Annotated in this window: 23 protein-coding genes and 1 tRNA gene; 14 read left to right on the top strand and 10 right to left on the bottom strand. The window is 67.2% G+C overall.

Going from position 1 to position 25,427, the window contains the following annotated elements; all coding sequences use genetic code 11:
• Positions 1-11: 11 nt before the first annotated feature.
• Together JCR33_RS17440 and JCR33_RS17445 are read right to left on the bottom strand one after the other, a co-directional pair.
• On the bottom strand, positions 12-1,106 hold the full coding sequence (locus JCR33_RS17440; RefSeq protein ID WP_198883403.1) for a JmjC domain-containing protein: 1,095 nt from the start codon (positions 1,104-1,106) through the stop codon (positions 12-14).
• Positions 1,107-1,135: 29 nt separating this feature from the next.
• Positions 1,136-1,606, bottom strand: coding sequence for an Lrp/AsnC family transcriptional regulator (locus tag JCR33_RS17445; protein WP_198883466.1), 471 nt, complete (start codon positions 1,604-1,606; stop codon positions 1,136-1,138).
• Positions 1,607-1,710: 104 nt separating this feature from the next.
• Here JCR33_RS17445 and JCR33_RS17450 point away from each other — a divergent pair, with 104 nt between their 5' ends.
• From JCR33_RS17450 to JCR33_RS17505, 12 genes are all read left to right on the top strand, one after another.
• The gene (locus JCR33_RS17450; protein WP_198883404.1) at positions 1,711-3,177 is read left to right on the top strand and encodes an aminotransferase class V-fold PLP-dependent enzyme; all 1,467 of its coding nucleotides are present in this window, start codon (positions 1,711-1,713) and stop codon (positions 3,175-3,177) included.
• 129 nt (positions 3,178-3,306) lie between these two features.
• A complete protein-coding gene (locus JCR33_RS17455) occupies positions 3,307-3,537 on the top strand; it encodes a hypothetical protein (RefSeq protein ID WP_198883405.1) in 231 nt (76 codons plus the stop codon).
• Entirely contained in the window at positions 3,530-5,509 is a 1,980-nt protein-coding gene (locus JCR33_RS17460; RefSeq protein ID WP_198883406.1) for an FAD/NAD(P)-binding protein, read from the top strand. The genes JCR33_RS17455 and JCR33_RS17460 overlap by 8 nt, the downstream gene beginning before the upstream one ends.
• A 68-nt stretch (positions 5,510-5,577) precedes the next feature.
• Complete coding sequence (locus JCR33_RS17465) at positions 5,578-6,735, top strand: LLM class flavin-dependent oxidoreductase (protein WP_198883407.1); 1,158 nt, start codon at positions 5,578-5,580, stop codon at positions 6,733-6,735.
• 17 nt (positions 6,736-6,752) lie between these two features.
• Positions 6,753-7,835 (top strand): LLM class flavin-dependent oxidoreductase, encoded by a 1,083-nt coding sequence (locus tag JCR33_RS17470; protein WP_198883408.1) that lies wholly within the window; start codon positions 6,753-6,755, stop codon positions 7,833-7,835.
• Positions 7,836-8,093: 258 nt separating this feature from the next.
• Positions 8,094-9,161 (top strand): ABC transporter permease, encoded by a 1,068-nt coding sequence (locus JCR33_RS17475; RefSeq protein WP_198883409.1) that lies wholly within the window; start codon positions 8,094-8,096, stop codon positions 9,159-9,161.
• Positions 9,158-10,039, top strand: coding sequence for an ABC transporter permease (locus tag JCR33_RS17480; RefSeq protein ID WP_198883410.1), 882 nt, complete (start codon positions 9,158-9,160; stop codon positions 10,037-10,039). The genes JCR33_RS17475 and JCR33_RS17480 overlap by 4 nt, the downstream gene beginning before the upstream one ends.
• 7 nt (positions 10,040-10,046) lie before the next feature.
• Positions 10,047-12,068 carry a dipeptide ABC transporter ATP-binding protein gene (locus tag JCR33_RS17485; protein ID WP_198883411.1) on the top strand — a complete coding sequence of 674 codons (2,022 nt, stop codon included), beginning with the start codon at positions 10,047-10,049 and terminating at the stop codon, positions 12,066-12,068.
• Positions 12,069-12,088: 20 nt separating this feature from the next.
• Positions 12,089-13,693 (top strand): ABC transporter substrate-binding protein, encoded by a 1,605-nt coding sequence (locus tag JCR33_RS17490; RefSeq protein WP_198883412.1) that lies wholly within the window; start codon positions 12,089-12,091, stop codon positions 13,691-13,693.
• 339 nt (positions 13,694-14,032) lie between these two features.
• Positions 14,033-15,031 carry a Gfo/Idh/MocA family protein gene (locus JCR33_RS17495; protein ID WP_211110382.1) on the top strand — a complete coding sequence of 333 codons (999 nt, stop codon included), beginning with the start codon at positions 14,033-14,035 and terminating at the stop codon, positions 15,029-15,031.
• Positions 15,032-15,075: 44 nt separating this feature from the next.
• Positions 15,076-15,921 (top strand): SDR family oxidoreductase, encoded by an 846-nt coding sequence (locus JCR33_RS17500; protein WP_332461218.1) that lies wholly within the window; start codon positions 15,076-15,078, stop codon positions 15,919-15,921.
• 286 nt (positions 15,922-16,207) lie between these two features.
• The gene (locus tag JCR33_RS17505; RefSeq protein ID WP_198883415.1) at positions 16,208-18,130 is read left to right on the top strand and encodes an FUSC family protein; all 1,923 of its coding nucleotides are present in this window, start codon (positions 16,208-16,210) and stop codon (positions 18,128-18,130) included.
• 250 nt (positions 18,131-18,380) lie between these two features.
• Here JCR33_RS17505 and JCR33_RS17510 read toward each other — a convergent pair.
• From JCR33_RS17510 to mtaB, 4 genes are all read right to left on the bottom strand, one after another.
• A tRNA-Arg gene (locus JCR33_RS17510) sits at positions 18,381-18,457 on the bottom strand.
• A 56-nt stretch (positions 18,458-18,513) separates the two neighbouring features.
• A complete protein-coding gene (locus tag JCR33_RS17515) occupies positions 18,514-19,371 on the bottom strand; it encodes an EamA family transporter (RefSeq protein ID WP_198883416.1) in 858 nt (285 codons plus the stop codon).
• Positions 19,372-19,580: 209 nt separating this feature from the next.
• Positions 19,581-20,717 carry a signal recognition particle-docking protein FtsY gene (gene ftsY / locus JCR33_RS17520; RefSeq protein WP_198883417.1) on the bottom strand — a complete coding sequence of 379 codons (1,137 nt, stop codon included), beginning with the start codon at positions 20,715-20,717 and terminating at the stop codon, positions 19,581-19,583.
• The gene (gene mtaB / locus JCR33_RS17525) at positions 20,714-21,988 is read right to left on the bottom strand and encodes a tRNA (N(6)-L-threonylcarbamoyladenosine(37)-C(2))-methylthiotransferase MtaB (protein ID WP_332461219.1); all 1,275 of its coding nucleotides are present in this window, start codon (positions 21,986-21,988) and stop codon (positions 20,714-20,716) included. The genes ftsY and mtaB overlap by 4 nt, the downstream gene beginning before the upstream one ends.
• A 123-nt stretch (positions 21,989-22,111) precedes the next feature.
• Here mtaB and JCR33_RS17530 point away from each other — a divergent pair, with 123 nt between their 5' ends.
• Both JCR33_RS17530 and JCR33_RS17535 read left to right on the top strand, forming a co-directional pair.
• A complete protein-coding gene (locus tag JCR33_RS17530) occupies positions 22,112-22,630 on the top strand; it encodes a GNAT family N-acetyltransferase (protein ID WP_198883419.1) in 519 nt (172 codons plus the stop codon).
• Positions 22,631-22,685: 55 nt separating this feature from the next.
• Positions 22,686-23,231 carry an inorganic diphosphatase gene (locus JCR33_RS17535; protein ID WP_198883420.1) on the top strand — a complete coding sequence of 182 codons (546 nt, stop codon included), beginning with the start codon at positions 22,686-22,688 and terminating at the stop codon, positions 23,229-23,231.
• Between the two features lie 111 nt (positions 23,232-23,342).
• Here JCR33_RS17535 and JCR33_RS17540 read toward each other — a convergent pair whose 3' ends face one another.
• From JCR33_RS17540 to JCR33_RS17555, 4 genes are read right to left on the bottom strand one after another with little or no spacing between them, the layout of a single operon-like run.
• A complete protein-coding gene (locus JCR33_RS17540) occupies positions 23,343-23,951 on the bottom strand; it encodes an MliC family protein (protein ID WP_198883421.1) in 609 nt (202 codons plus the stop codon).
• 31 nt (positions 23,952-23,982) lie between these two features.
• A complete protein-coding gene (locus JCR33_RS17545; RefSeq protein ID WP_198883422.1) occupies positions 23,983-24,366 on the bottom strand; it encodes a metallopeptidase family protein in 384 nt (127 codons plus the stop codon).
• Positions 24,366-24,848, bottom strand: coding sequence for a disulfide bond formation protein B (locus tag JCR33_RS17550; protein WP_232372651.1), 483 nt, complete (start codon positions 24,846-24,848; stop codon positions 24,366-24,368). Before JCR33_RS17550 ends, JCR33_RS17545 begins: the two co-directional genes overlap by 1 nt.
• The gene (locus JCR33_RS17555; RefSeq protein ID WP_198883424.1) at positions 24,848-25,426 is read right to left on the bottom strand and encodes a YqaA family protein; all 579 of its coding nucleotides are present in this window, start codon (positions 25,424-25,426) and stop codon (positions 24,848-24,850) included. The genes JCR33_RS17550 and JCR33_RS17555 overlap by 1 nt, the downstream gene beginning before the upstream one ends.
• Position 25,427: the final 1 nt, after the last annotated feature.

Raw genomic sequence — 25,427 nt, forward strand, 5'->3', positions numbered from 1 at the left:
GACGTGTGTCTTCAGCGCGGCTCGGTCAGAGCGCGGCCGAGCGTCCCGGGCGCGACGTCTTCGCTCTGCACGAGCCTTCGCCGCGCCGTCTGCAGCGAGGGACCGGCCTCGACGCGGTCGGCGAGCATGTGCATCTGGGCGCGCAGCGTTCCGGTCAGCCCGTCGTCCCGACCGTCCCACGACCAGGGGACCCGGCGTCGCAGCTCCGGAACATCGTGAGCGAGGCGCCGGATCTCCGACAGCAACACGTCGGCATAGGTGAGGCTCTCCATGCTGATCGTCAGATGGAGCGAGTGCTCGTCGGTGCATCGCGCGGCGTGCATGACGCCGCGCGGAAGGTAGAGAACATCCCCGGCGCGCAACACCATGCTCTTGCCAGACCCGAGCGGCGTGTAGCGCTCCGGCTCCCAGGGCGTGTCCGCACTCGGAAGGTCGGTCTGGTCGACATAGTCGTCATAGATCGTCCAATCCTTGGCACCGGCGCACTGGACGATGAAGGCGTCGCTGATGTCGAAATGGGCGGGGAAGCCCGCACCGCCCGCCGGCGCGAGGTAGAGGTTCACCTGGCACGCGGCCAAGAAGAGCTGCTCGAGCCGGCGCAGGGTCTGCTGAACCTCTTGGCGTGCGTCCTGGAGATCCCGGATGCGCACCATCGAACCCTGGCGCAGCTGGTCGATGAGCACGGCAAGATGGGACCGTCCCGTCTTGTGCTGGAGGTCGCCGAGGCGGACCAACTGGCCCTTGGTGAAGACGTCGACCGCCTCGGGCCGAACCCTCGCGGCGCCCACATCCGCTTCGAGCGCATCCACCGTATAGAAGAGGCTTGAAATGTCGTCCTGCGAAAAGGCGCCGGGGTAATGCGCCCAACGGCGTTCTCGCACCTCTTCATTGAAGTGATGGATCGTCTGCCCCCCGACCAGACGAACGATCCGACGGTCAATCTCTTGGGACGCGGCTGGGGCGTCTTGCTCTATGCTATTCATCGCAAACTCTTCTTCCGACGCCGTCGAGCGATCGGCAATGTGACGTCGACCCGATGGGTGTGACCGTCCTACCAGTTCACTCCGGTCATCAAAACGCGTTGCTCTCTTCTGGCGCGACCGCACTCAGGCGACCTGCGGCAGCACGACGAACGCTACCCCATCCGTCTCAGGTCGGTCGGTCGATTATCGAGGATGGCTTCCATAGAGAAAAAGCCGCTGACCGCGGCGAGATCGAAGTCCGTTATCAGCTTCTGGTAGAACGTGTCGTAGCCCGCCATTCTGCGGGCCACCACCTTGATCAGGTAGTCCCAATCCCCGCCGATCCGGTGGAAGTCGACGACCTCGGGCAGGCGTTCCACATGCTTGCGGAAATTGACCGCCCACTCCTTCGAGTGGTGGCGCGTGCGGACCATCACGAAAACCGTGAGATCCAGGCCGAGCGCCTGCAGGTCGATGTCCATCCGCGATCCGCGCATGATCCCGGACTGGTTGAGCCGCTGCAGGCGTCGCCAACAGGCGTTTTGCGACAGGCCGACCTCGTCGGCCAATTCGCGCTGCGACATCGATGCGTCCCGCTGCAGGCAAGCGAGGATCCTCAGATCGATCGCATCGATTTTTTCCATTTCTTCGATCGTCCGATAGTTTTTCCACTCAAAATTACCCAAACAGGGTGAAGCTTTCAATGGGCGCGCTCCGCTAGGATTCACTTGGTTTTTCGGAGCCCTACATGCGAGTTAAGCCTATCGGGAAGGTCACCGGGCTGCTGGACAGCTTCAGCCAGGACCTTCGTTCGAGTGACCCAATCAAGGCGATCGCCGCCGGACAGATCGGCAAGGATGCCGAGGTCGATGGTCCGTTCGGTGCCAAGCCGCTGATCTACGCCGACTATGTCGCGTCCGGCCGTGCGCTGGCTCAGGTCGAAAGGTTCGTCCTGGAGAAGGTGCTTCCCTACTACGCCAACAGCCACACCGAGGCATCCTTCTGCGGCGGCTTCGTCACGAGGCTGCGTCGCGAAGCGCGTGCCGCTGTCGCTGACGGCTGCGGCGCCGATAGCCGTCACGCCGTCATCTTTTGCGGGTTCGGCGCCACGGCAGGGCTCAACCGGCTGGTGACGCTGTTCGGCATCACCGAGAAGACGCGCATCATCATCGGCCCCTACGAGCACCACTCCAACATTCTGCCCTGGCGGGAAAGCGGTGCCACGGTGGTCGAGATCGACGAGGCCGACGAGGGCGGCCCAGATCTCGGGCAGTTGTCGGCGGCGCTCGCCGAAGAGGGGGCCGACCGCGTGGTCTGCGCGTTCTCGGCAGCATCCAACGTCACCGGCATCATGACGGACGTCGCGGCGGTCACGCGCATGGTCAAGGCGGCCGGTGCGACGATGGTGTGGGACTACGCCGGCGGCGGCCCGTATCTGCCGATCACGATGACGCCCGGGACGGACGCCGAGATCGACGCCATCGTGGTGTCGCCGCACAAGTTCGTGGGTGGGCCGGGCGCGACCGGCGTGCTCGTCGTCCGCCGCGACGCTGTCGTGAGCTGTAAGCCGACATGGCCGGGCGGCGGGACCGTGAAATTCGTTTCCCCCACGGGTCACGACTACAGCGACAGCCTCGAGGAGCGCGAGGAAGCCGGCACGCCCAACGTCGTCGGCGACATCCGCGCCGCGCTCGCTTTTCTGGTCAAGCAGGCGATCGGCGAGACGGCGATGACGGCGCGCAACGCCACCTTGACCGCTCGCGCTCTGGCGAGGTGGTCATCCGAGCCTCGACTGGAGCTGATTGGCTCGCTGTCGGCCCCGCGGCTGCCGATCTTTTCGTTCCGTGTCCGCGACGGCGCGGGAGGCTTCGTCCACCACCAGCTCGTCACCCGCATGCTGAGCGATCGCTTCGGGATCCAGGCGCGAGGCGGGTGTGCGTGCGCCGGCCCCTACGTGCACCGCCTTCTCGATATCGGACACGAGGAATCCGACCACCTGCGTCAGGCCATCCTGGAAGGCCGCGAGATCGAGAAGCCCGGCTTCACGAGGCTCAACTTCAGCGTCCTCCTGTCGGACGAAGAGGTGGATTTCATCCTCGACCGCGTGTTGCAGCTGGCTTGCGACGCATCTGACTATGTACGCTTATATGATTTCGATCGAAGCCGGGCGATTTTCGCGCCTCGGGCACTCGAGGGCTGCGATGCGCGACTCTAAGCGACAAGATCTCACAGTGCCTCCAATGCTAACGACGATTGTTCGGGTATTGGACGCGCAATAGTGACAAGCATTCGCTGCGGCGCGCCGATCAAAGTCGTTCCAACCATCCTCTTCAGGAGGCGAACGATGGATTCTGGCGCTGCAGCGACGGTTGTGTTTCCTCCCGATGGACCATTCAATTCTGTGGCTTCACCGCCTTGGACCGATGATGACGATACTCGCATAGGAAACCTCATCGGCATTGTTGCTGATGGGATGCGCGACGCGGCCCCGAAGCGGGTGTATTCTCTGAGCGCCAGTTGTGTCACAAATGTGCGCATGTCTGGACATAACGACGAAATGATCGCGGATGATTGAGCAAGGCGGACAGGACTTGCTCGTAGACGTCGCGGTCATCGGCGGCGGACCTCGCGGGATCGCGACCGTCGAGCGACTCTCGGCCCGATGGGTGGGAGGATCCAAGCTGCGCGTGGCGGTCATCGATGCGGTCGAGGTGGGCGCTGGATCGACCTGGACCACGGACCAGACCCCGATCTTCCTGGCGAACACCCGCGCCGATCAGACGACGATCTACCCGGACGGTTCCACTGAAATCGATGGTCCGCTGGTCGGCGGCCCCACATTTCTGGAATGGGCGCAGCACGTATCTCGGCAGCCGGACGGTCATGAAGGCTGGGTGGCGGCCGAATGCGACGACGTCCATGCGTGGACGTTCGCCAGCCGACGGCTGCACGGCGTCTACTACCACGAGCAGTTCGCGCGCATCGCCAGCCGGCCATCGCTGGACGTCGTCGAGGTGCGCGGCCAGGCGACCGACCTGGAGCGGGACGGCTCCCTGCGGCGCATCACCCTCGCCGATGGTGGAACCGTCACCGCCAGCGCGGTCGTGCTGGCTCAGGGCATGATCGCGACCTCACCCGGGGGCGACACGGATCGCTTCATCGCCGCAGCGGCGGCCGACGGGCTCATCTATGTCCCGCCGGGCATGCCGGCCGTGCAGGACTGGAACCGCGTGGAGGCTGGCGAGCCGGCCCTCGTCCGCGGCCTGGGCGCCTGCTTTTTCGACATCTTGGCCGCGTTGACGCTGGGTCGCGGCGGAAGGCTCACGGGTGTCGGACTCGACGCCGTCTACGAGCCCAGCGGGGCGGAACCGATCCTGATTGCGGGCTCCGGTCGCGGTCTTCCGTTTCGGGGAAAGGCCCGCTACCCGGACGGTGTGCCGACCCGCTATGTCCCGCGCTTCCTGGGCGACGAGGTCGTGCGCGGGCTGATCACCGCCGCGCCGGTCAACTTCGAGCAGGCGGTGGAGCCGCTGGCCGTGCGGGAGCTGGTCTGGGCATATCTCGACGCGCTGTGCATGGCCCGACCGGACGTGGTCGCCGAAGCAGGTGCCTGGGAACCCGCGCTCCTCCGCCTGAAGACCGCGGAGGATGTGGATGCGCTGATGGCCCTCGCCGTCGCCGAGCCGCGCCATCGGCTGCGCCTCTCGGAGCTCGCGAGCCCGACACCGCCGGCAACCCTCTCGCGGGCCGACTGGGACGCCTATGTGGACGGCTATCTGCGCGACGACCTGTCGTCGGTGGCCGATCCCACCACGAGCCCGATCGACGCGGTCAACCGCGCCATGCAGTTCGTCCGAACTCAGATGAACAAGCTGAACAGGGCGGGGGCCTTCGACGGCTCCGCCTACATCAGTCCGGCGAAGCGCGCGCTCAATCGCAACAGCGCCTACATCGCATCGGGTCCGCCGCCGGAGCGGATGGAATTGATGTGGGGTCTGCGCCAGGCGGGCCTGCTGCAGTTCGTCGGCGCCGCCTCCCGGTTCGACCATCGCGACCACGCGTTCGTCGCGTGGTCGCCACGGGTCACGGGCGAGCCCATCCGCGCGAAGACGCTCGTCGAAGCCTGGGTGCCGCGCGGACGGATATCGCATACGGCCGACCCGCTCCTCCGATCGCTCCTCGACCGTGGCCGCGCCAGCCTGTTCGGCGTGACGCAGGCGTCGGGGGAAAGGGTGCTTCTCGACTCCCTGAACGTCACCGGCGACCGGTTCTCGCTGGTCGATGCGCATGATGTCGCCGACGACCGCGTCTACGCGATCGGCATTCCGGCGGGCGACGTTCAGCCGGGATCGGCGATCGGCGCGACGCCGGGCGTGTTCTCCCCTCTGCTCGCCGGCGCCGATCGCGTCGCGGCGGCGATCCTCACGATTCTACAGGAGACGACGACGGTGAAAGCCAATTTTGTCCGATCGCCGGGGGGCGATGCGCGATCAGACATCGACGACATCACCGCACCGCAAGATGTTCGCCCCGGAGCAGCCCGATGAAACCTTTTCACCTCGCCTGGTTTACCTGGTACGGGACGCAGGACTGAACCGACCCGAGCTGGGGTCCGATGTCCTGGAGCGACCCGTCGACGATCGTCGACATGGTTCGGACCCTGGAGGAACGGGGGCTGTTCGATGTCGTCGTGATCGGTGATCAGCTGGCGATCGCGTCCAAGTTGGGCAATTCGACGGACGTCTACGTGAAATACGGGCTCGACGGTCTGATGTTCGACCCGATGCCGCTGGCCGGCGCCATCATGGCGGCGACGAGCAAGATCGGCGTCGTCGCGACGCTGAACACGAGCCTGTGGCCTCCGCAGGTGCTCAGCCGCGCCATGCACACGCTGAAGCAGCTGTCCCAGGGCCGCACGGGCCTCAACATCGTGACCGGCGTGACCGAGCGGGCGAAGGACAACTTCGACCTCGCGATCCGGGGCCATGACGCGAGCTATGACTTCGCCGAGGCCTATCTGACGGAGTGCCGCAACATCTGGCGCGACTTCGAGGCCGCCGACCACGTGGCCGTCCCCGGGGTGCCGGCCGGTCCCGTCATCATGCAGGCCGGCAGCTCCGACCGCGGCAAGGACTTCGCGGCGGCCAACGCCAGCATCGTGCTCACGCACCAGAACACGGTGCAGAGCATGAAGGCGTTCTACGACGACATAAAGGCGCGCGTCCGAAAGTTCGGCCGCAACGAGGACGACTGCAAGGTCTTCTTCACGACGAAGCCGATCGTCGGTCTGACCGACGAGGATGCCGAGCAGGAGAGGCGGCTCCTTGCGAGCTCGCCGGAGATCTCCAGCGAGATAGGACTGGCGCGGTTCTCGCAGCGGATCGGAGTCGATCTGTCGGGCGCCGACCTGGACAAGCCGCTGGAGGGCGATGTTCCCGGGCAGACGCGGCAGAGCACCACCGGCCGATCGCTGTCGATGTACCAGCAATATTATGGCGACGACAAAACGCGCCGGCCGCCGCTGCGCGAAGTCGCCCTGCAGGAAGCGATGAAAGAGACGACGGGGGTGCAGGGCAGTCCCGAGACCGTCGCGAGCCGGATGATCGAGCTGATGACCGAAGTCGGCGGCGACGGGTTCGCCATCCGCGGCGGGCTATCCCCTCGAAAAGTCAGCACATTCGTCGACAAGGTGATTCCTGAGCTGCAACGCAGGAACGCCGTTCGAAGCGCGTACACGGGTACGACGCTTCGCGACCATCTCGCGCAATTCTGAAGAGTTGGAGACGTCTGGTGAACGAAGTGGTCGGCATGCGCACAGCCTGGATCTCCCCGCCGATGCCGGTGAGCGGCGAGACGAGGATGGAAATCAACTACGCCGTAAACCGGGTGCGTCTGCTCGAACGCATCGGCGTGGATCTGCTTCTCTTCGATGATCGCGCCGGCAATTTCATCCCCGGGGATTGGGCGGGCGACGATCCGCGATCCGAACCGGCCATTCCCGGTGTCGACCCCGCGGTCCTCGCTCCGATCATCGGGCGCGGCACGGACACCATCGGCATCGGCCTCGCTCTCGCGCCGACATCGTATCCCCCGTTCATGGCGGCCCGGCTGCTGTCGACGCTGGATCACTATGTCGATGGACGCGCCGCTTGGAATGTCGTGATCGCGGATGCGCCGGCGACGGGGGCGCAGCCCTCCGACGCGGCGCCGGACATGGCGGCCGTCGCCATCGACTACGTCGGCGCATGCCGGGCGCTCTGGGGGAGCTGGGATCCCGACGCTCTGGTTCTTGATGTCGAGTCCGGCGTGTTCGCAGATCCGAGCCATGTCCGCGACGCGAACTATGTCGGCCCCTTCTTCAAGACCCGCGGACCGCTCAACACCACCCCGTCCCGGCAGCGGGACGCGTTGCCTGTGACGCACGTGGCACGATCGGATGCCGGCCTCCGGTTCGCGGCCGCCTGCGCGGACGTCGTCGTGCTCACGGGCACGAATGCCGACGAGGTCGCCGGGGCCAGTCGGCGGCTGAAGTCCGAGCTCGAAAACCGAGAACGCCGTCGGGACGAGCTGGTGGTGCTCGTCGCCGTGAGCCCGCAGGTCTCGGCGAGCGCGGCAGGTGCCGCAGATCGCCCCGTCTCGCAGGCGGCGTGGTCGGTCGCGATGGATGGCTCGTTCGTGGACATCGCGGCGTCCATGCGCGACCTGATCGGAGCGGCGGAAGCCGATGGTGTGGCGGTCGTGGGGCAGCTCGACGGCGAGTTCATATCGGACTTCGGGCGTGTGCTGCGCGAGCTGCGCGGCCCGGCTCGTCCGGTGCGTTCCGGGGAGACGCTGCGGGCGAGGCTCCACACGGCGGGGCCGACACATGCGTGAGCGGCTCACCGACACGGGACTTCCGCCGCCGATGAGAGCCTTCGTGCGGCCTGACGCGTCGGGAAGCGCTCTCAGCGCCGCAATGCGTCCGCTGTCAACGCCGGGGCGAGGTCCGCGCGGGGACTTGGCCGCTGAGCGCCACAAAATGGCTGATGCGAAGTCCCATCGGAACGCAAAGTCGCCTTCTAATGCGCTGCCGTACGCACACACGTCATCCACATGTCGTCCAGGTGATGACGCGCATTCGGGGGAACGTGCGTGAACCCGATCGTCGAGACCACCCTCGATGAATCCGTGGACGTGGGTGCGGCGCCGCCGAGCGATCCATCGAGGAGAGTGCCGCTGTCACCCAATCGCGCATCAGATGAACCTGCCGCTCGCGGGAGGCGGCACCACCGCTCGCCGATCACGTTGCGTTTTTTCGTCTTGCGGCTGTTCACCGCCATGCTCGCGGTCTGGGGGGCGCTGACGATCGTCTTCTTCGCGCTCAACATGACCGGTAGCCCCGTTGCGCTGCTCGTGGGCGACAACGCGACGGCGGAAGAGATTGCGCGGCTCACCACCGAGTTCGGATACGACCGGCCCCTGGTCGTCCGATACGTCATCTTTCTGCGGGACGCGCTCACCGGGCAGTTCCCGGAGTCGCTGCAATACCACTCCAACTCGCTCGACGTGGTGCTGGAGCGGATTCCCGCGACGCTCCTGCTGAGTGGGCTCGGGCTCCTGCTGGGCGTGACCGTCGGCCTCGGTGTGGGATATCTGGCAGCCAATGGTCGCTGGGCATGGTCGAGGCGAGTGCCGCTCGCGATCATCGTCTGTGCCGAGGCGGTCCCGCCGATCCTGCTCGGCGTCGTCCTGGTGCTCATCTTCAGCCTGAAGCTCGGCTGGCTCCCGACGGGTGGGTCGGGATCATGGAAGAACCTCATCCTGCCGGTGACGCTGCTCTCGGTGTACGCCGCGCCCTCAATCGCGCGGGTGTTTCGCGCCAGCATCGTCTCGAATGCGCATGCGGACCATGTCCGGACGGCCGAGGCGAAGGGCCTGTCCCGCCGCATGGTTCGTTTGCGCCACATCGCGGCGAATGCGCTGATCCCGGTCATCAACCTCATCGGCGTGCACGTCGGCGCGATCCTGAGCGGGGCCGTCGTCACCGAGAGCCTGTTCTCCTGGCCCGGCGTCGGCCGGCTCTCCGTCGACGCTCTGCTGAACCGCGACTATCCGCTCGTCCTCGCGAGCGTGTGCGTCGTCGCGGTCGGCTTCGTCATCGTGAACCTGTTCGTCGACATCTTCATCGCGGTGCTCGACCCGAGGGCGCGTGAACGATGAGCACGCTGTTCAACAAGACGTTCGCACTCCGTCGCCGCCAGAAGCGAAACCGGTACCGATCCGGCGTGCAGGGGATCGTCGGCCTGGCGCTGATGGGGATGGTCATCATTCCGGTGATCTTCGCGCCGCTGATCGCGCCGTACTCGCCGACCGCCCTCAACCTCAGCAATGTCCTGGCCGGCCCGATGACGGGCGGCCACATCCTCGGCACCGACCAGCTGGGTCGCGACCTGCTGAGCCGGGTCCTCTACGGTGGACGTGTCCCGCTGATCGTCGTGACGGCCGCAGTGCTTCTCGCCTCGATCGTCGGCGTCGTCCTCGGCATGACGGCCGGCTATCTCGGGGGCTGGATCGATCAGGCCGTCTCGCGGTTCGCTGACATCCAACTGTCGATCCCCTCGCTGCTGCTCGCACTCGTCATGCTGGCCTTCGCGGGAAGCAGCCTCACCACGCTCATCCTGGTCATCGCGCTGGGGAGCTGGCCCGCGCAGTTCCGGATCGTCCGCGCCCAGTCGATCTCCCTGCGCAAGATGCCCTTCGTCGAGGCGGCGGTCGTCGGCTGCGTTCCGGCGCATGCCATCCTGCGTCGGCACTTTCTGCCCAACGTCATGCCCATGGTCGTGGTCACGGCGACGTTGAGCCTGTCCGCCGGCCTCCTCATCGTGGCGAGCCTGGGGTTCCTCGGACTTGGAATTCGCCCCGACACGCCCGACTGGGGCGCCATGATCGCGATCGGGCAGACGCAGCTCGGTCGGTCGTGGCTTCTCGCGGTGGCGCCCGGGGTCGCGCTGCTTCTGCTGCTGCTCGGCGTCCAGCTCGTCGGCGATTGGCTGGCCGATCGGTTTTCCGTGCAAGGTCTTCTGGCGAGGGGAGGGTAGCCTCGCGATGCTCAACGTAGACAAGCTCAGCACGGATATCGTCACAGCGGCCGGCGTCGTTCACGCTGTGGATCGGGTCTCGTTGTCGCTCGAGCGCGGGGAGATGCTCGGGCTGGTCGGGGAATCGGGCTGCGGCAAGACGATGCTGGCGATGTCGATCGCCGGTTTGCTGCCGGCGAGCGGGTCGGTCGTCTCCGGCTCGATCGTGCTGAACGACCGCGATCTCACGAGGCTTCCCTACGACGAGGCGAAGCGGCTTCGCGCGCAGAACATCGGCGTCATCTTCCAGAACCCGACCTCCGCGCTGAACCCGAGAATGTCCGTCGGCTCGCAGATCGTGGAGGCCCTCAATCCGGAGGATCGGACCTCGGCCGCCGGCGCGGATCGCAAGTGCGTCGAGCTTCTCGGAATGGTCGGTGTGCCGCGGCCTTGGGATCGTCTCTCGGACTATCCGCATGAACTGTCCGGCGGTCTCGCACAGCGCGTGCTCATCGCGATCGCGTTGGCGCGCAATCCCGAGCTGTTGATCGCCGACGAGCCGACCACCGCGCTCGACGTGACGATCCAGGCCCAGATCCTCGACGTCATCGATCGCCTGAGGTCCGAGCTGGGCCTCGGTGTGCTGCTCGTGTCGCACGACATGGCGCTGGTGGCGGAGCGGGCCGACCGGGTCGCGGTCATGTACGCCGGGCGCGTGGCCGAGACTGGCGAGGTGGGCGAGGTCTTCCGCAATCCGCTGCACCGCTACACCGCGGGGCTGCTCGACGCGGCGCCATCCGTCTGGTCCACCGGTCACGGCCGGACAAGGCTATTGGCGATCGACGGAACGCCGCCGGATCTGTCGGCGCCACCGCCCGGCTGCCGATTCGCTCCGCGCTGCAAGTTCTCCGAGAGCCGGTGCAGCACGGAGCCGGAGGTCGTCCGCCTCGACAACGGGCACACATACGCCTGCTGGAAACCGGCAGGTGAGCTGCTCGAGGCGACGTCCGCCGAGATGGCGCCCGACGTCGCGCCGGATCACGGCGCGCCGCCCGATGGCGACCGCGGCCAGCCGCTGATGAGCCTCTCCGAGGTGCGGAAGGAGTTCGTGATATCGCGCCGTGTTCTCGGGATCGGCACGGAGCGGCGCCGTCAGGCCGTGGCCGGCGTGAGCCTCGATATTCTCGAAGGCGAATCGCTCGGCATCGTGGGCGAGTCCGGATGCGGCAAGTCCACGATCGCCCGGCTGCTGGTCGGCCTGGAGCGGCCCACCGGCGGCACGGTCACGTTGCACGGACGCAAGACGGCGGCGGACGGTCGCGGCGAACAGACCGCGTGGCGGCGCACGGTGCAGCTCGTCTTCCAGGATCCCTATCTCTCCCTGGACCCGACGATGCGGGTACGCGACTCGATCGCGGAGCCGCTTCTATACAAGGGCGGGCGCAAGCGCGCGGTGCGCGACCTGGTGGAGCGGTTGGCCGCGGAGGTCGGGTTGGCCGAGGGCGTCACGCGGCGGCGACCCAACGAGCTGTCGGGCGGCCAGCGGCAGCGGGTGGGGATCGCCCGAGCGCTCGCTCTCGACCCGCAGATCCTCGTCGCCGACGAAGCCGTATCGGCGTTGGACGTCTCGGTGCAGGCCGTGATCCTCAACCTCTTGAAGGACCTTCAGCGAAATCGAGGCCTGACATACGTCTTCATCTCGCATGACCTCGGTGTGGTCCGCTACGTCTGCGACCGCGTCGCGGTGATGTACCTCGGCAAGATCGTCGAGACCGGCCCGACGGAACGGATCTTCTCCGCGCCTGCGCACCCTTATACCGCGGCCCTGCTCGCCGCGGTCCCGGGAAACGCCAAGCGAGCGACATTGGAGGGGGAGATCCCCTCGGCGGAGAACCCGCCGTCCGGCTGCAGATTCCGAACCCGCTGCCGGTTGGCGACGGAGAAGTGCGCTCTCGAAGAGCCGGTCATGCAGAACGTCGAGGGCGATGGCGGTGGCGCCGTGGCGTGCCACTTCCCCCTTGCCCGAACTGAGGGGATCCCACTCGGCTAGAGGACAGAATTCCAGGCTCGGTGGGCGCGAACAGACATGCGATCTATGAGGAAGAATGGATGGCTTACGTGTTGGAAGTGAATTCGTCGCGCAATCGAAAGTCTTGGAAAGACTTCATATCTCTTGTGGCCATCCCGGCCGTGGTGGCCTTGTGCCTCGGCAGCACCGGCGGTGCCGCTCAGGCCAACGAGTTGACGATCGGCGTGCCCAACGCGATCCCGTGTCTGGATCCCGCGTGCAACAACTCGCAGTATGAGCGCTCGGTGAAGAGCCAGCTGCATCTGGCGCTGACGAGTGTCAATCAGGACGAGCAACTGGTTCCTCAACTGGCGACGTCCTGGGAGAATCCGGCGCCGACCGAGTGGGTCTTCACGCTGCGCGACGGTGTCACGTTCGAGAACGGCACCCCGATCACCGCGGAGACGGTGAAGGCGAATTTCGACCGATACCGGGACCGGAGCGCCACGGCGAAGATCGCCGGGTCTTGGCTGGCGGATATCCAATCGTCCGTCGCCTCGATCGAGGCCATCGATGATTCGACCGTCAAGTTCACCCTCACCCGGCCGTGGACCGAGTTTGCCGCGCGCCTCGCCTCGCTGCCGATCATCGACTTGACGTGGGTCGCCGAGGGCAACGATGCCACCAAGGGGGCCAACGCGAGCGGTCCCTATCGACTGGTGTCCTTCGATCCGACGAGCGCGATCGTCCTCGAAGCCAACCCGGCCTACTATGGCGAGCCGCCCGCATACTCGAAAGTGACCTACCGCGTTCTCACCTCGCCGGCGGCCAGGCTGACGGCCGCGCAGGCGCACGAGGTCGACGTGGTGCTGGCGCTCGACCCGCAGGACTTGGCCGCTCTGAAGGGCGACTCCGCGTTGAAGGTGGGCGCCGTCGAATCCTCGCGGAACTACTTCATCTGGTACAACACCTCGCGCCCGCCCTTCGACAACCAGGACATTCGCCTGGCGCTGAACTATGCGGTGAACAAGGCGGCGATCACCGGCAGTCTCATGGACGGCATGACATCGCCCTCGAAGGGGCAGGTCCTGAACGAGCCCTATCCCGGCTTCAACACCGATCTGAAGCCGTTTTCCTTCGACAAGGCGAAAGCCAAGGAGCTGCTCGCGTCGGGTGGCCAGCCGAACGGCTTCAAGATGACGCTGTCCTACCCGTCGGGCGCCTATCCGGGCATCGATCTCATCGTGCAGGCGGTCGCCGCCCAGCTCGGTGACGTCGGCGTCAACGTGGACCTGCAGCCGATGACCCTCGCCAACTGGGTGTCGATGCTGCAGGGCGATGCGAGCAAGGCCACCGACGCGACCGTGGCGGCCCTCGCCCCGGCCGACACCCAGGACGTCGGCATGCTGAAGTTCTTCGCAAGCTCCTACACGATGAACAAGTCGATCGATCCCAAATACGATGAACTGTTCGCGGCGCTGCTCAAGGCGGAAACGCAGGAAGAGCATGCGAAGATCGTGAAGGAGCTGACGCAGCGCCAGCACGACAATGCGCAGCTCCTGTTCCTGTTCCCGACACCGCTGACGTACGCGATCAACAAGTCCGTGGACATGAAGATCCCGTCGAACGGGATGATCCGCGCCTACGACGCGAGCCCGGCCAAGTAGATTGGCCGGATCTAAGGCCCGCGGTCCGGATTCGATCGGATCACGCGGGCAAGGGTGGTGGCCGAGAGGATGCTCTCGGCCACCCGCTCGTCGACGAGGCTCAGGCGCTGTCCAGCGACGCGACGTGCCGCCTCGCGCCGACTGCCGAACCGACCGCCGGGAGGAGAGCGGCCGGCGGTTCGTGGCGCAGCGCATACGTCCCGCAATTCTCGACCGTGACGCTCACGACGTGAGAGCGACGGCGTTCTCGGTCGCGGCCGAGCCGCGCGACGAATTCTTCAGTGTAATGGACAGATAGTGTGGGGGCTTCCGATGAGGTCTGAGACGCCGACGGCGGCATTGCGCATCGGGTTGCTGGGCGCGGCGAGAATTACGCAAAGCTCGATCATCGAGCCGGCCGCCGACGCGGGCGTGCAGGTGGTGGCGATCGCGGCACGCGGCCGCGACCGGGCTCAGCGCATGGCGGACGCCGCGGGGATCGCGCATGTCCATGACGGCTACCTCGATCTCGTGCGCGACCCGGATGTGGACGTCGTCTACAACGCGCTGCCGAACGGACTGCACGGCCCCTGGAATCTCGCAGCGCTGGCGGCGGGAAAACACGTGCTGTGCGAGAAGCCGTTCTCGGCGACGGCTGCGGAGGCGCGCCAGGTGGCCGACGCCGTCCGCCAATCCGGCCGCGTCCTCATGGTGGCCTTCCACAATTTCTATCACCCGGCGCTGCAACGCGTCCGGGAGCTCGTCGGCTCCGGGCAACTCGGCACCATCCGCCGCATCGAAGTGTCGATGGCCACGCGGCCGCGTCCGGCCGACGATCTGCGCTGGTCCTTCGCTCTGGCCGGCGGCTCGCTGATGGACCTCGGATGCTACGGATTGCACTTCTGCCAGCAGCTGCGGGAGAGCTGCGGTGGTCCGCTCGCCGTGACGGCGGCCTTCGCCCGCGAGGCGTCCGGCTCGCCGGGGGTCGACGAGTCGATGCACGTGGAGGTCGAATTCCCCAACGGGGCGATCGGTACCGTCGACTGCACGATGATGGCGAAGGCGACGCGCATGGTCGCACGCGTGACCGGCGATCTCGGCGAAGTCTACGTGCACGACTTCGTCAAACCGCACCGGGACGGCCAGTTGCGCGTCCGGATCGGCGACCGCACCTGGATCGAGGATCTCGCGGAGAAGACCTCCTACTTCTATCAGCTGCAGGCGCTCGCTCAGGCCGTGCGCGATGGCGTGGCTCCGCCGACCGATGCGGCGGAAGGGGTCGCGATCGCGGAGCTGATCGACGAATGCTATCGGCTCGCGCGGATGCCGCCGCGGCCCGTGACCGGTTCGACCGGGTGAGAACGATGCCGAAACAACGGTCATGCTAGTCGGGAGATCGCGAAGTGTCCGCAAACAGTAAGGTTTTTCTCGTCACCGGCAGCGCATGGGGATTGGGCTTGGCGATCGTCGACGCGGCGCTGACGGCAGGCCACACCGTGGTTGCGACGGCGCGCGACGTTTCGGCGCTGGAAGCGACGTACGGGCACCGGGACGGGGTGGCTTTTCTCTCGCTTGACGTCACCGATGCCACGGCCGCACAGGGGGCGGTAGAATTCGCGACATCCCGCTTCGGCCGTGTCGACGTCCTCGTCAATTGTGCTGGGATCTCCAGGCTGGCGGCGGCCGAGGACGCCACGCTCGATGATATTCGCGGTCAGATCGATGTGAACTTCTTTGGGTCCATGAACCTCACGAAGGCGGTGCTGCCGCTGTTTCGCGAGCAGGGCAGCGGCCACATCCTTCAGATATCATCCGTCGGTGATCGCCTAGCTGGGGCGGGAATGAGCGGGTACCAGGCCTCGAAGTGGGCGATCACGGCTTTTTCGCTGGCAGTGGCGGCCGAGGTCGCGCCGCTCGGCGTCAAGGTGACCGTGGTCGAGCCTGGCGCCATGCGCTTGCCGGGCGCTCCGTCGTCGATGGTGATCGGCGAGATCAGCCCTCCCTATGAACCGACGGTCGGTGCCCGCGCGCGCAGAAAACCCCCGGAGGGATCGGCGAGCCTGCCATCGACCGTCGCGGACCTGTTGATCCGGGTGGTGGACATGCCGGAGCCGCCGCTCCGGCTGCTCGTTGGCCGGGATGCCGTCGAGGCCGCACAACGCGCGGCGGACAGCCTTGCCGAAATGGATCAGCGATGGCGCACCCTCAGCCTTCTCGACGTGGCACCGGGTCGCAGCGGCGATAAATAGGGGATCGATGCGATATCCGATCAAGCGGGCCTGGTGTACGTCGGCGGTACGGTTTCGATCGCCGACGGTGCATCGGGCACGCGGCCCCGACACGCTGCCGAGACGGTCCCGACGTCACACGTGAAGTGCTCTTTCGCATGATGCCTCGACCGTCACGCGGGTAGACACGCCGTGTGACGACGATCACCGGAGAATGATCGTCGCCTTCGGTCACCCGACGTGCAGCCACGCGGTTCGCGTCCTCCACCCAGCGGTCTTGCGAAGATTGCGACAGAGAACTTCGACATTGAGCGTTCCGACCTCATTCTCCCGCCTTGGCTTCGACATCCCGAAACTGCGCTTCTCGATGCGGACCGCCATCGCGGCGTGCGGAGCGTTGTTGGTGGCGTGGCTATTCGGATTGGAGCATCCGCAATGGTCGGCCATGACGGTGTGGGCGGCATCGCAGCCGACGCGAGGCCAATTGCTGGAAAAGAGCCTGTTCCGTGTCGCCGGAACGATCAGCGGCACGGTCGCAGGTGTGCTGTTGATGGTCCTCTCCGGCGGGCAGCCGATCATCCTCGCCGGAGGGCTCGCGGTCTGGATCGCTCTGTGCGCGGGCATCGGCAATCTCCAGCGCGGCTTCATCGCCTACGGCACCATGCTCGCCGGCTACTCCGCCTCGATGGTGGCGCTGCTCGACACGGCACATCCCGATCACGTGCTGGCGCTCGGCGCGGACCGGTTGGCAACCATACTCGTGGGCGTGCTCGTCGCCCTGGTCATCGGCCTCCTGTTCACGCTGAGGACGGCCGAGGAGGCGCTGACGGGCCGACTGCGGCGTCTCACCGCGCGAGTGCTACACGATCTGGCCGACGGCCTCGGGCACGCTGGTGACGGCAGTCTCGCCGCGGAGCAGCACGACATCCTCGCCGAGATGGCAGCCATCGAAGAGGCGCTCGAGCCGCATGGCGCCGGCTCCTTGCGTTCGCGCCGATCGGTGCGCTCCATCCGAACGCTGCTGATGGCGGAGATTTCGCTGCTGCTTCTCGCGCGCAGGCCGCGCATGGAGGGCGACCGGCGCGCTCTGATCGCTGCGCTCCAAGAGGAGGCCGCCCTTCTCGAAGCCGGCGCAGCGTGGCCGGAAATTCTCGTCGGCTTCGATCGCATCGCTCGGCTTTCGGCCTCTGACCGGTCGCTGCACGAGCCACTTTCCAGCATGGCCGCGGTCCTCCGCGACTATGCTTCGCCAAAACCGCGAGAGGCTGGGGTCGAACCGTCCGTTCTTCCGGTGGTTCTGCACCGGGATTGGGCCGGCGCCTGGCGAGCCCTCGTCCGCGCTGGAATCATGATGCTGGCGGTCGGCCTGTTCTGGATCGTGACAGGATGGAGCGGAGGCCCCTTCCTCCTGCTCGGCGTGTCGATCATGACCTCACTGTTTTCGACCTTCGACAATCCCTCGCGCATGATGCGCATGGTCGTCATCGGACAGATCTTTGGCGCGTTGGGTGCGCTCGCTTGCCGGTTTCTCGTCTGGCCGCTCGCCAGCAGTGAGCTGGAGGTGATCCTCCTGACGATGCCCTTCATTCTCGTTTCAGGCCTGTTCTTTTCGTACAGCAAGACCGTTTTGACTGCATTCGACTACGCGATGGTCTCGCTCCTGCTTCTGCACCCGGTCTATCCTCCGACTGGAACCTTTATGGAGATGCTGGCTGGCGCCTTCGCCGTGGTCGCGGCGCCGGTCATCGCCATGGCCGCCTATCGCTTTGTGTTTCCTCTCGACACCAAGAGCCGCTTCCAGATGCTGGGCGACATGATGATTCACGAGGTGCAGCGCATGGCACGCGCGACCGATCTGACATCCCATCGCCTCGTCTGGAGGGCCCGGCTCTATCACCGCCTGCTGCGTCTTTCTCATCTCGCCGACCGGGGCGGCGGCGATCGTGCGGCAGCGATCGACGGCGGACTGGCCGTCTTGGCGGTCGGCTCGGCCATTCTGGCGCTCGGCGATCTCGCGAAGCGGAGCGATGTGCCGAACGGTGTTGGCCGCGCGCTGCGTGTCGCACTCGGGCGCGTGGCGCGCATAGCCGACGATCCCTCCCGGACCGCCGCGGCGCTCTACGCGACCGCTGCGAAAGTGGCGACGTTCGACGCACGCGCGGCTGAAACCGTCGCCAGCGGCGGCCGGGCCCTCGCCGTGAACGAGACATTCTTCCGCCGCACCCCCTAGGTGCGTGGTCCCACGACGGAGTAGGCATCATCGATCCCGGCCCGTCGGGAGGAGGATGTTCGCGAGTGTGCTGGCTCGTGTTGGAAACGACATCTTCGCCGGCACAGTCTTCAAGGACGTGGCTCTGGCCGGGCCGTCCCTAGAGTGGTTCGACGACGAACAATGACCGCTCTCCTATCCAATCTGCGCGACCACACAGTGTCCTCGCACAAAACAAGTAACGCTTGATCGTGTAACAGATTGGAAACATTGGCGCACCCGACAGGATTCGAACCTGTGACCTCTGCCTTCGGAGGGCAGCGCTCTATCCAGCTGAGCTACGGGTGCTCCGAGGGGATGAGTAGCCGATCGGAGGCGGGGCGACAAGCGTCGGTGTGGGGGCTTCAGGCGGTGGAGAGGATCGTGACGCCGGCGAGGATGATCGCCGCCCAGAAGAGGCGGCGGCGGAGGTCGCCCTCGTTGAGAAGAAGGCTCCCGGCAAGCACCGTCAGAAGCACGCTCACCTCGCGCACCGGGGCCACCGCCACCACCGGGGTGAAGGTCAGCGCCGTCAGCACCAGGATGTAGGCGAGCGGGTTGAAGACGCCGATGCCGACGACCGCCATCCGATGACGACGCCAGATGGCGAGGAGCTCGCGGCGTCGACGATGCGCCGTCGGGGCGAGAAGGGCGACGCGGCCGACGCTCGAGGCGTAGTCGAGGAGGAGGGGCGGCACCATGAGGCTCGCGACCGTGTAGGCGTCCCACGCCGTGTAGCTGCCGATGAGGAGGCCCGCGCCGAGGCCGAAGAGGAGCGAGGCCGATGGACGCCGCGCACCGCGCCCGAAGCCGCCGGTCAGGCGCATCACGCCGAAGATGATGACGGCCCCGCCGACGGCGATCTGCAGCGTGATCTTCTCGCCGAGGACGAGGACGGCGAGAAGGGTGGAGATCAACGGCCCGGTGGCGCGCGCGGTGGGATAGACGAGCGACAGGTCGCCCTGGCGGTAGCCGGTCTGGAGCAGAAGAAAATAGCCGAGGTGGATGATCGCGCTACCGGCGATGAAGGCGAGCTCGAGCGCGCCGATCGACGGGCGCTCGACGAGGACGACGGCGACCGCAGCGGGCGCATAGAGCACCACCGAGACGACGGAGAAGAGAAAGACGAGCTCCGGCCCGCCGTTGATGCGCTTGACGAGGAGGTTCCACGTGGCGTGGCAGACGGCGGCACAGAGGACGAGGGCGAAGCCGAGAAGGGACATCAGACGGTCCGGGACGCTGGGGTGAGGACGTGCGCGTTCGCGCCCTGTCCACCCCCTCTGGTCTTTTCGTCCTCGGGTGTCCGCCGTTGTCGGCTCATGACGGCGCTCGGACCTTCTCGCCGAAGCGAGGGAACCCTAGCCGCACATGGATAGGCAGGCTCCGCCTAGCACTCGGACGCCCGACCGGCAAGGGCTCGGGCGGCGATGCGTCAAAGGCCTGCGATGGCGCGGGCGAAGTCGCCGGCGGCGAAAGGGGCGAGGTCGTCGATCCCTTCGCCGACGCCGATGAAGTGGATCGGCAGCTCGTGCTTGGCGGCGATGGCGACGAGGATGCCGCCGCGGGCGGTGCCGTCGAGCTTGGTCATGACGAGGCCCGTCACCCCCACCTCGCGGCGGAAGATGTCCACCTGGTTCAGCGCGTTCTGGCCGGTGGTGGCGTCGAGCGTCAGGATCACCGCGTGGGGGGCGTCGGGCAGGCGTCGCTTGATCACGCGCACGATCTTGGTGAGCTCGGCCATCAGCTCGGCCTTGTTCTGCAGGCGGCCGGCGGTGTCGATGATGAGGAGGTCGGCGTCCCGAGCCGCGTCGATCGCCTCGTAGACGAGGCCCGCGGCGTCGGCCTTCGGGGCGCCGGCCACCACCTTGGCGCCGGAGCGCTCGCCCCAGATCTTCAGCTGCTCCACCGCCGCGGCACGGAAGGTGTCGCCGGCTGCGAGCACCAGCGTCTTGCCGGCGGCGGCCTCCTTCGCGGCGATCTTGCCGATGGTCGTGGTCTTGCCCGTGCCGTTGACGCCCACCACCAGGAGCACGAAGGGGCCGTTGGCGGGCTTCTTCGTCTCGAGCGGCTGGGCGAGGGGGGCGAGCACGCGCTCCACCTCCTCGGCGAGAACCTCTTGCAGCTCTTCCGCCTCGATGCCCTTGGCGTAGCGGCCCTCCGACAGGCGGTCGGTGATCGCCATCGCCGTCTCGACGCCGAGATCGGCCTCGATGAGGATGTCCTCGAGGTCCTGCAGCGAGCTCGCATCGAGCTTCTTCTTGGTGAAGAGGCTGGAGACGCGATCGCCGAGGCGGTTCGACGAGCGGCCGAGACCGGTCCGCAGGCGCTGAAACCAGCCGCCGCGCTGGGCGGAGGCGTCCGGAGCCTGGGCGTCGTCGGGCGTTTCGACCGGCGGGGCGGGCACGTCGGCAGAGGGAACGTCGGCGGGGGCCGCCTCGCTGGCCACCGGCGCCTCGACCTCGCTCGTCTCGACCTCGCTCGCGTCGGCCGCCGGCGTCTGCTCGTCGGCTTCGGCCTCCTTGGCGCGCTTGCGGCCGAAGCCCCAGAAGGAGCGGCGTCCCTCGCTCATGCCGCCACCCCTTCCACGACCAACGTGCCGTTGTCGACGGCGGCGACCCGGCCTGTCACCAGCGCACCCGGTGCGGCCGGGACGCCCGCGAGGCGGGCCGGCAGATAATGGGGGGTGCGGCCGCGACCCTCCTCCTCGGCCAGCACCTCGGTGGTGGTGCCGACGGCGGCGGCGAGGGTTGCGGCGAGGCGGCGCGTGGCGGCCTCGCGCAGCCGCGCGGCGCGCGCCTTCACCGTCTGCCGCGCCACTTGCGGCATGCGGGCGGCGGGCGTGCCCTTGCGCGGCGAGAACGGGAAGACGTGCACGTGCGTCAGCCCGCAATCGTCGATGGCGGCGAGGGTGTTGTCGAACATCGCGTCGGTCTCGGTCGGAAAGCCCGCGATGAGATCGGCGCCGAACACGACGTCCGGCCGTCGGGCGCGCACGTCGGCGCAGAAGCGCACGGCATCCTCGCGCAGATGGCGGCGCTTCATGCGCTTCAGCACCATGTCGTCGCCGGCCTGCAGGGAGAGGTGCAGATGCGGCATCAGCCGCGCCTCGGAGGCGAACACGTCGAGGAGCGTGGTGTCGACCTCGATGGAATCGATCGAGGAGATGCGCAGCCGCTTGAGGTCGGGCACATGGCGCAGAATACGCGCCACGAGGTCGCCGAGCCGCACGTTGCCGGGAAGGTCGCCGCCGTAGCTCGTGAGGTCGACGCCGGTCAGCACGACCTCGACGTGGCCCGAGGCGACGAGGCGCTTCACCTGCTCCACCACCGCGCCCATCGGCACCGAGCGGGAGGGGCCGCGGCCGTAGGGGATGATGCAGAAGGTGCAGCGGTGGTCGCAGCCATTCTGCACTTCCACGAAAGCGCGGGTGCGGCTGTCGAAGGCGTCTACCATGTGCTCGGCGCTGTCGCGCAGCGTCATGATGTCGGACACCACCATGCGCTCCTGCCGCGGCAGGCCCTGCCAGAAGGCGGGGGCGAGCTTCTCGGCGTTGCCGATCACGTGATCCACCTCGACCATGCCGGCGAAGGTGTCGGGCTCGGTCTGGGCGGCGCAGCCGGTGGCGACGATGCGTGCGTTCGGCCGCTCGCGGCGAATACGGCGGATGGTCTGACGCGCCTGGCGCACCGCCTCGGCGGTCACGGCGCAGGTGTTGACGACGACCGTGTCGGTCACGCCGGCGTCTGCGGCGAGAGCGCGCACGTTCTCGCTCTCCAGCGCATTGAGACGGCAGCCGAAGGTCACGATGTCGAGGGCGGGAGGCGCAGCACTTTCTGTCACGAGGCGTGATATGCGACGACGCAGCCGGGCTTGCAACATACGCGTGAAGCAAGGGTGAGGTGCGAGATAGGGCTTGCGGTCCGCTCGATCCCCCGTCACCATCTTGCCATGAGCATCGACTCGATGGCGATCCGTACTGCGAAGCTGTCCGACTGCCGCGGGCTCGCGGAGGTCCACGACGCCGCTTGGCGTTTCGCCTACCGCGGCGTCCTGCCGGGCAACGAGCTGGAACGGATGATCTCCCGCCGCGGCCCGGACTGGTGGAAGAAGGCCGTCAACCGCCGGGTTCCGATCGTCGTCCTGGAGTCGGACACCACGGTGCGCGGCTACATCACCTACGGGGCGAGCCGGGTCCGCACGCTGCCCTACCGCGCCGAGATCTACGAGCTCTACATCCAGCCCGAATATGCCGGTCTCGGCTTCGGGACGCGCCTCTTCCGCACCGTGCAGCAGCGGCTCGCGCGGCGCGGCCACGATTCGCTGGTGGTCTGGTGCCTCGCCGAGAACATCCCCGCCTGCGCTTTCTACGAACGGCTCGGCGGTCGCATCGTCTCCACCGCGGAGGAGACGTTCGGGCAGAAACCCGTGGCGAAGGTGGCCTTCGGCTTCGAGCCGATCGAGAGCGACGGGAGCGAACCATAGCCGAGCATGGGCCGACGCTTCGGACCCTGTGCCCAGGCGGCCCGGTGAGGCGCGGGTGATCCCGCTCGACCAGATCCCCCTCGGCGACAATCCGCCCGGCGAGATCAACCTCTTCGTCACCGCGCCGGCGGAGGGCGAGCCGCTCGCGCTCCGGATCGACGAGACGTCGGGCGCCCTCACGGTGACGCATCTCTTCCAGAGCGCGATGCGCTATCCCGGCAATTGCGGGGTCGTGCCCCACACCGCCGTCGAGGACGGCATGCCGCTCCAAGCGATGATGGTGGGGACGCATCGCCTGGCGCCCGGCACCATCGTCGCCGTCCGCCCGGTCGGCGTCCTCTACGTCACCGGCGAGGTGGAGGAGATCACCCTTCTGACGGTGCCACTCTCCCGCCTTACCCCGCGCTACGATCGGGTGGCGAGCTACACCGACCTGCCGGCGGCGGAGCTTCGCCAGATCGCCCACTTCTTCTGCCACTATCGCGAGGTGGAGGAGCATGGCCGGCCGCGCACCTCCGGGTGGGGCGACGTCAGCGAAGCCCACCGCACGCTTCAGGAAGCGGCGGCGAGAGCCCGTCGACCGGCCGACGCGAGATCCTGACGCGGTAAGCTGGAGCGGGTTCAATGAACTCGCGTTCACCGAGCCGGCTTCAGGTTCCTTGCCTGCGCGCGTTCCGAGCGGAACAGCGGCTCCACCTTTCCTGAACGCGTGCTAGTCGTCTTCCTCGCAGATGAGGGCGTCCTCGCCCGGCCGCTCGAACCGCGCCGAAGCGCCCTTCGACCAAAAGGTGGTGGTCTCGGCGGCATCCGTGTAGCGCGCTCCGGAGGCCGAGACCGCTTGAGGCAGCACGATGGTGTCCCCGCCGACCTCAAGGGACACCAGCGGGGCCTCGTTGCCGATGAACACGGCGGATATCGGCGTGTCGAGGCCCTCGCAGCGGTAGGTGTAGGGGCCGCGGGTGACGGACATCTCGTCCGCGCCGCCCGCGGCGGGATAGGCCTCGAGAAGAGCGTGAATGCGGGTGGCGTAGCGGGCGGTGAGGCACGCGGCGACGTCGGCCGCATCGACGCAGGCGTCCTCGGTGCGCCAGGCGGTCTGCGCCTCGGTCAACTCGGCGGCCGGAGCGGGGTCGGCGGTGCCGGCGAGGGCGAGGCGGTAGACGCGATCCACCTCGGCATCGAGCTCGGCGAGGGCGGGGGAGGCGCACACGGCGCGGTCGGTCGCGCCGGCGGGGGCGGTGCAGTCGACCGCCGATTCTTGGGCCAGCGCCGGCACGGTGCCGGCCACTACGGCGAGGAGGATGAAGGGCATGCGGGTCATGCTCTTGGAACTCCGTTGAGGTTCGTTCCGTTCAGTCGTCTGCGTCGTCGATGGCGTACATGTCGTCGTCGGAAAGCCCGAAATGGTGTCCGATCTCGTGGATCAGGACGTGGCGGATGATCTCTTCCACCGTGTTTTCGCCGTCGGCCGCGTAGGCGAGGATCGGGCGGCGATAGAGCCAGATATAGTTGGGCGCCTGACCCGTCGCGACGGTCGCCTCGGCATGGGCGAGGCCGACGCCCTCGAAGAGGCCGAGGAGATGGAGGGGGTTGTGGATCCTCATCGTCCGCAGCACCTCGGGCGAGGCCTCCTCCGCCACCATCAGCACGATGTCACCGGTGAGCGACCGGAACTCCTCCGGCAGCCGCGCATATTCGGCCCGGGCGATCGTGGTGAAGGCGTCGATGTCGACCATCACCGGGCGCGGGGGGCGAAGCTCGCGAGGAGGAGCAGCAGCCCCGCCACGAACGAGCCGGCGGCGTTCCACCCGGCGAAGGAAAGGCCGAGGAAGCGGCCGGCGGCCTCCTGGCAGGAGATGAAGTGCGTCTCCTCCAGCTCCTTCAATAGATTGCCGGCGTCGAGCACCGCGGTGCTGCCGCCGCAGGTGTTGGGCCCCTGCCACCACGCCCATTCCACCCCGGCATGATAGACGCCGAGCGCGGTGGCGACGAAGATCGCGACGGCGGCGACGAAGAGCAGCAGGCGGCCGAGCCGCGGCACGGACGAGACGGCGAGGAGGCCGAGGATCGCGACCGGGATTGCCACGTAGTAGGGAATGCGCTGCTGCAGGCAGAGCGGGCAGGGCGTGTAGCCGCCGAACAGCTCGAAGCCCCAGGCCGTGGCAATCGCCACGATCATGAGAAGCAGCCCGAGCGCTGCGAGGGGACGCATGGTCATCATAGAAACTTCACCGCGATGAATCCGGCGACGCCGAGCGCGCCGACGACGCCGAGGACGAGGGCGAGCCGATTCTCGATGAAATCGCGGATCGGCGGCCCGAAGAGATAGAGGAGGCCGGCGACGATGAAGAAGCGGAGGCCTCGCGCCACGATGCTCGCCACCACGAAGATCGGCAGCGACAGCCCGGCGGCGCCGGAAGCGATGGTGATGACCTTGTAGGGAAAGGGCGTGACGCCGGCGAGGAAGACGATCCAGGCGCCATACTCCGTGAACCACTCGGTGAAGGCGGCGAACTTCTCGCTGTAGCCGTAGAAGGCGAGGATCGGCTCGGCCACCTGATAGAACAAGAGGGCGCCGATGGCATAGCCGAACATCGCGCCCACCACCGACGCGATGGTGCAGACGGCGGCGAGATAGACCCAGCGCTGCCGCGCCGAGAGCACCATCGGCACGAGGAGAAGGTCGGGCGGCAGCGGAAAGAACGAGCTCTCCGCGAACGACACGCCGACGAGGGCGGGAACCGCCTTGGGGCTCGCGGCGAGGGCGAGCGTCTTATCGTAGAGCCTGCGCAGCATC

This window comes from Acuticoccus mangrovi (genome assembly GCF_016411865.1).
Lineage (GTDB): Bacteria > Pseudomonadota > Alphaproteobacteria > Rhizobiales > Amorphaceae > Acuticoccus > Acuticoccus mangrovi.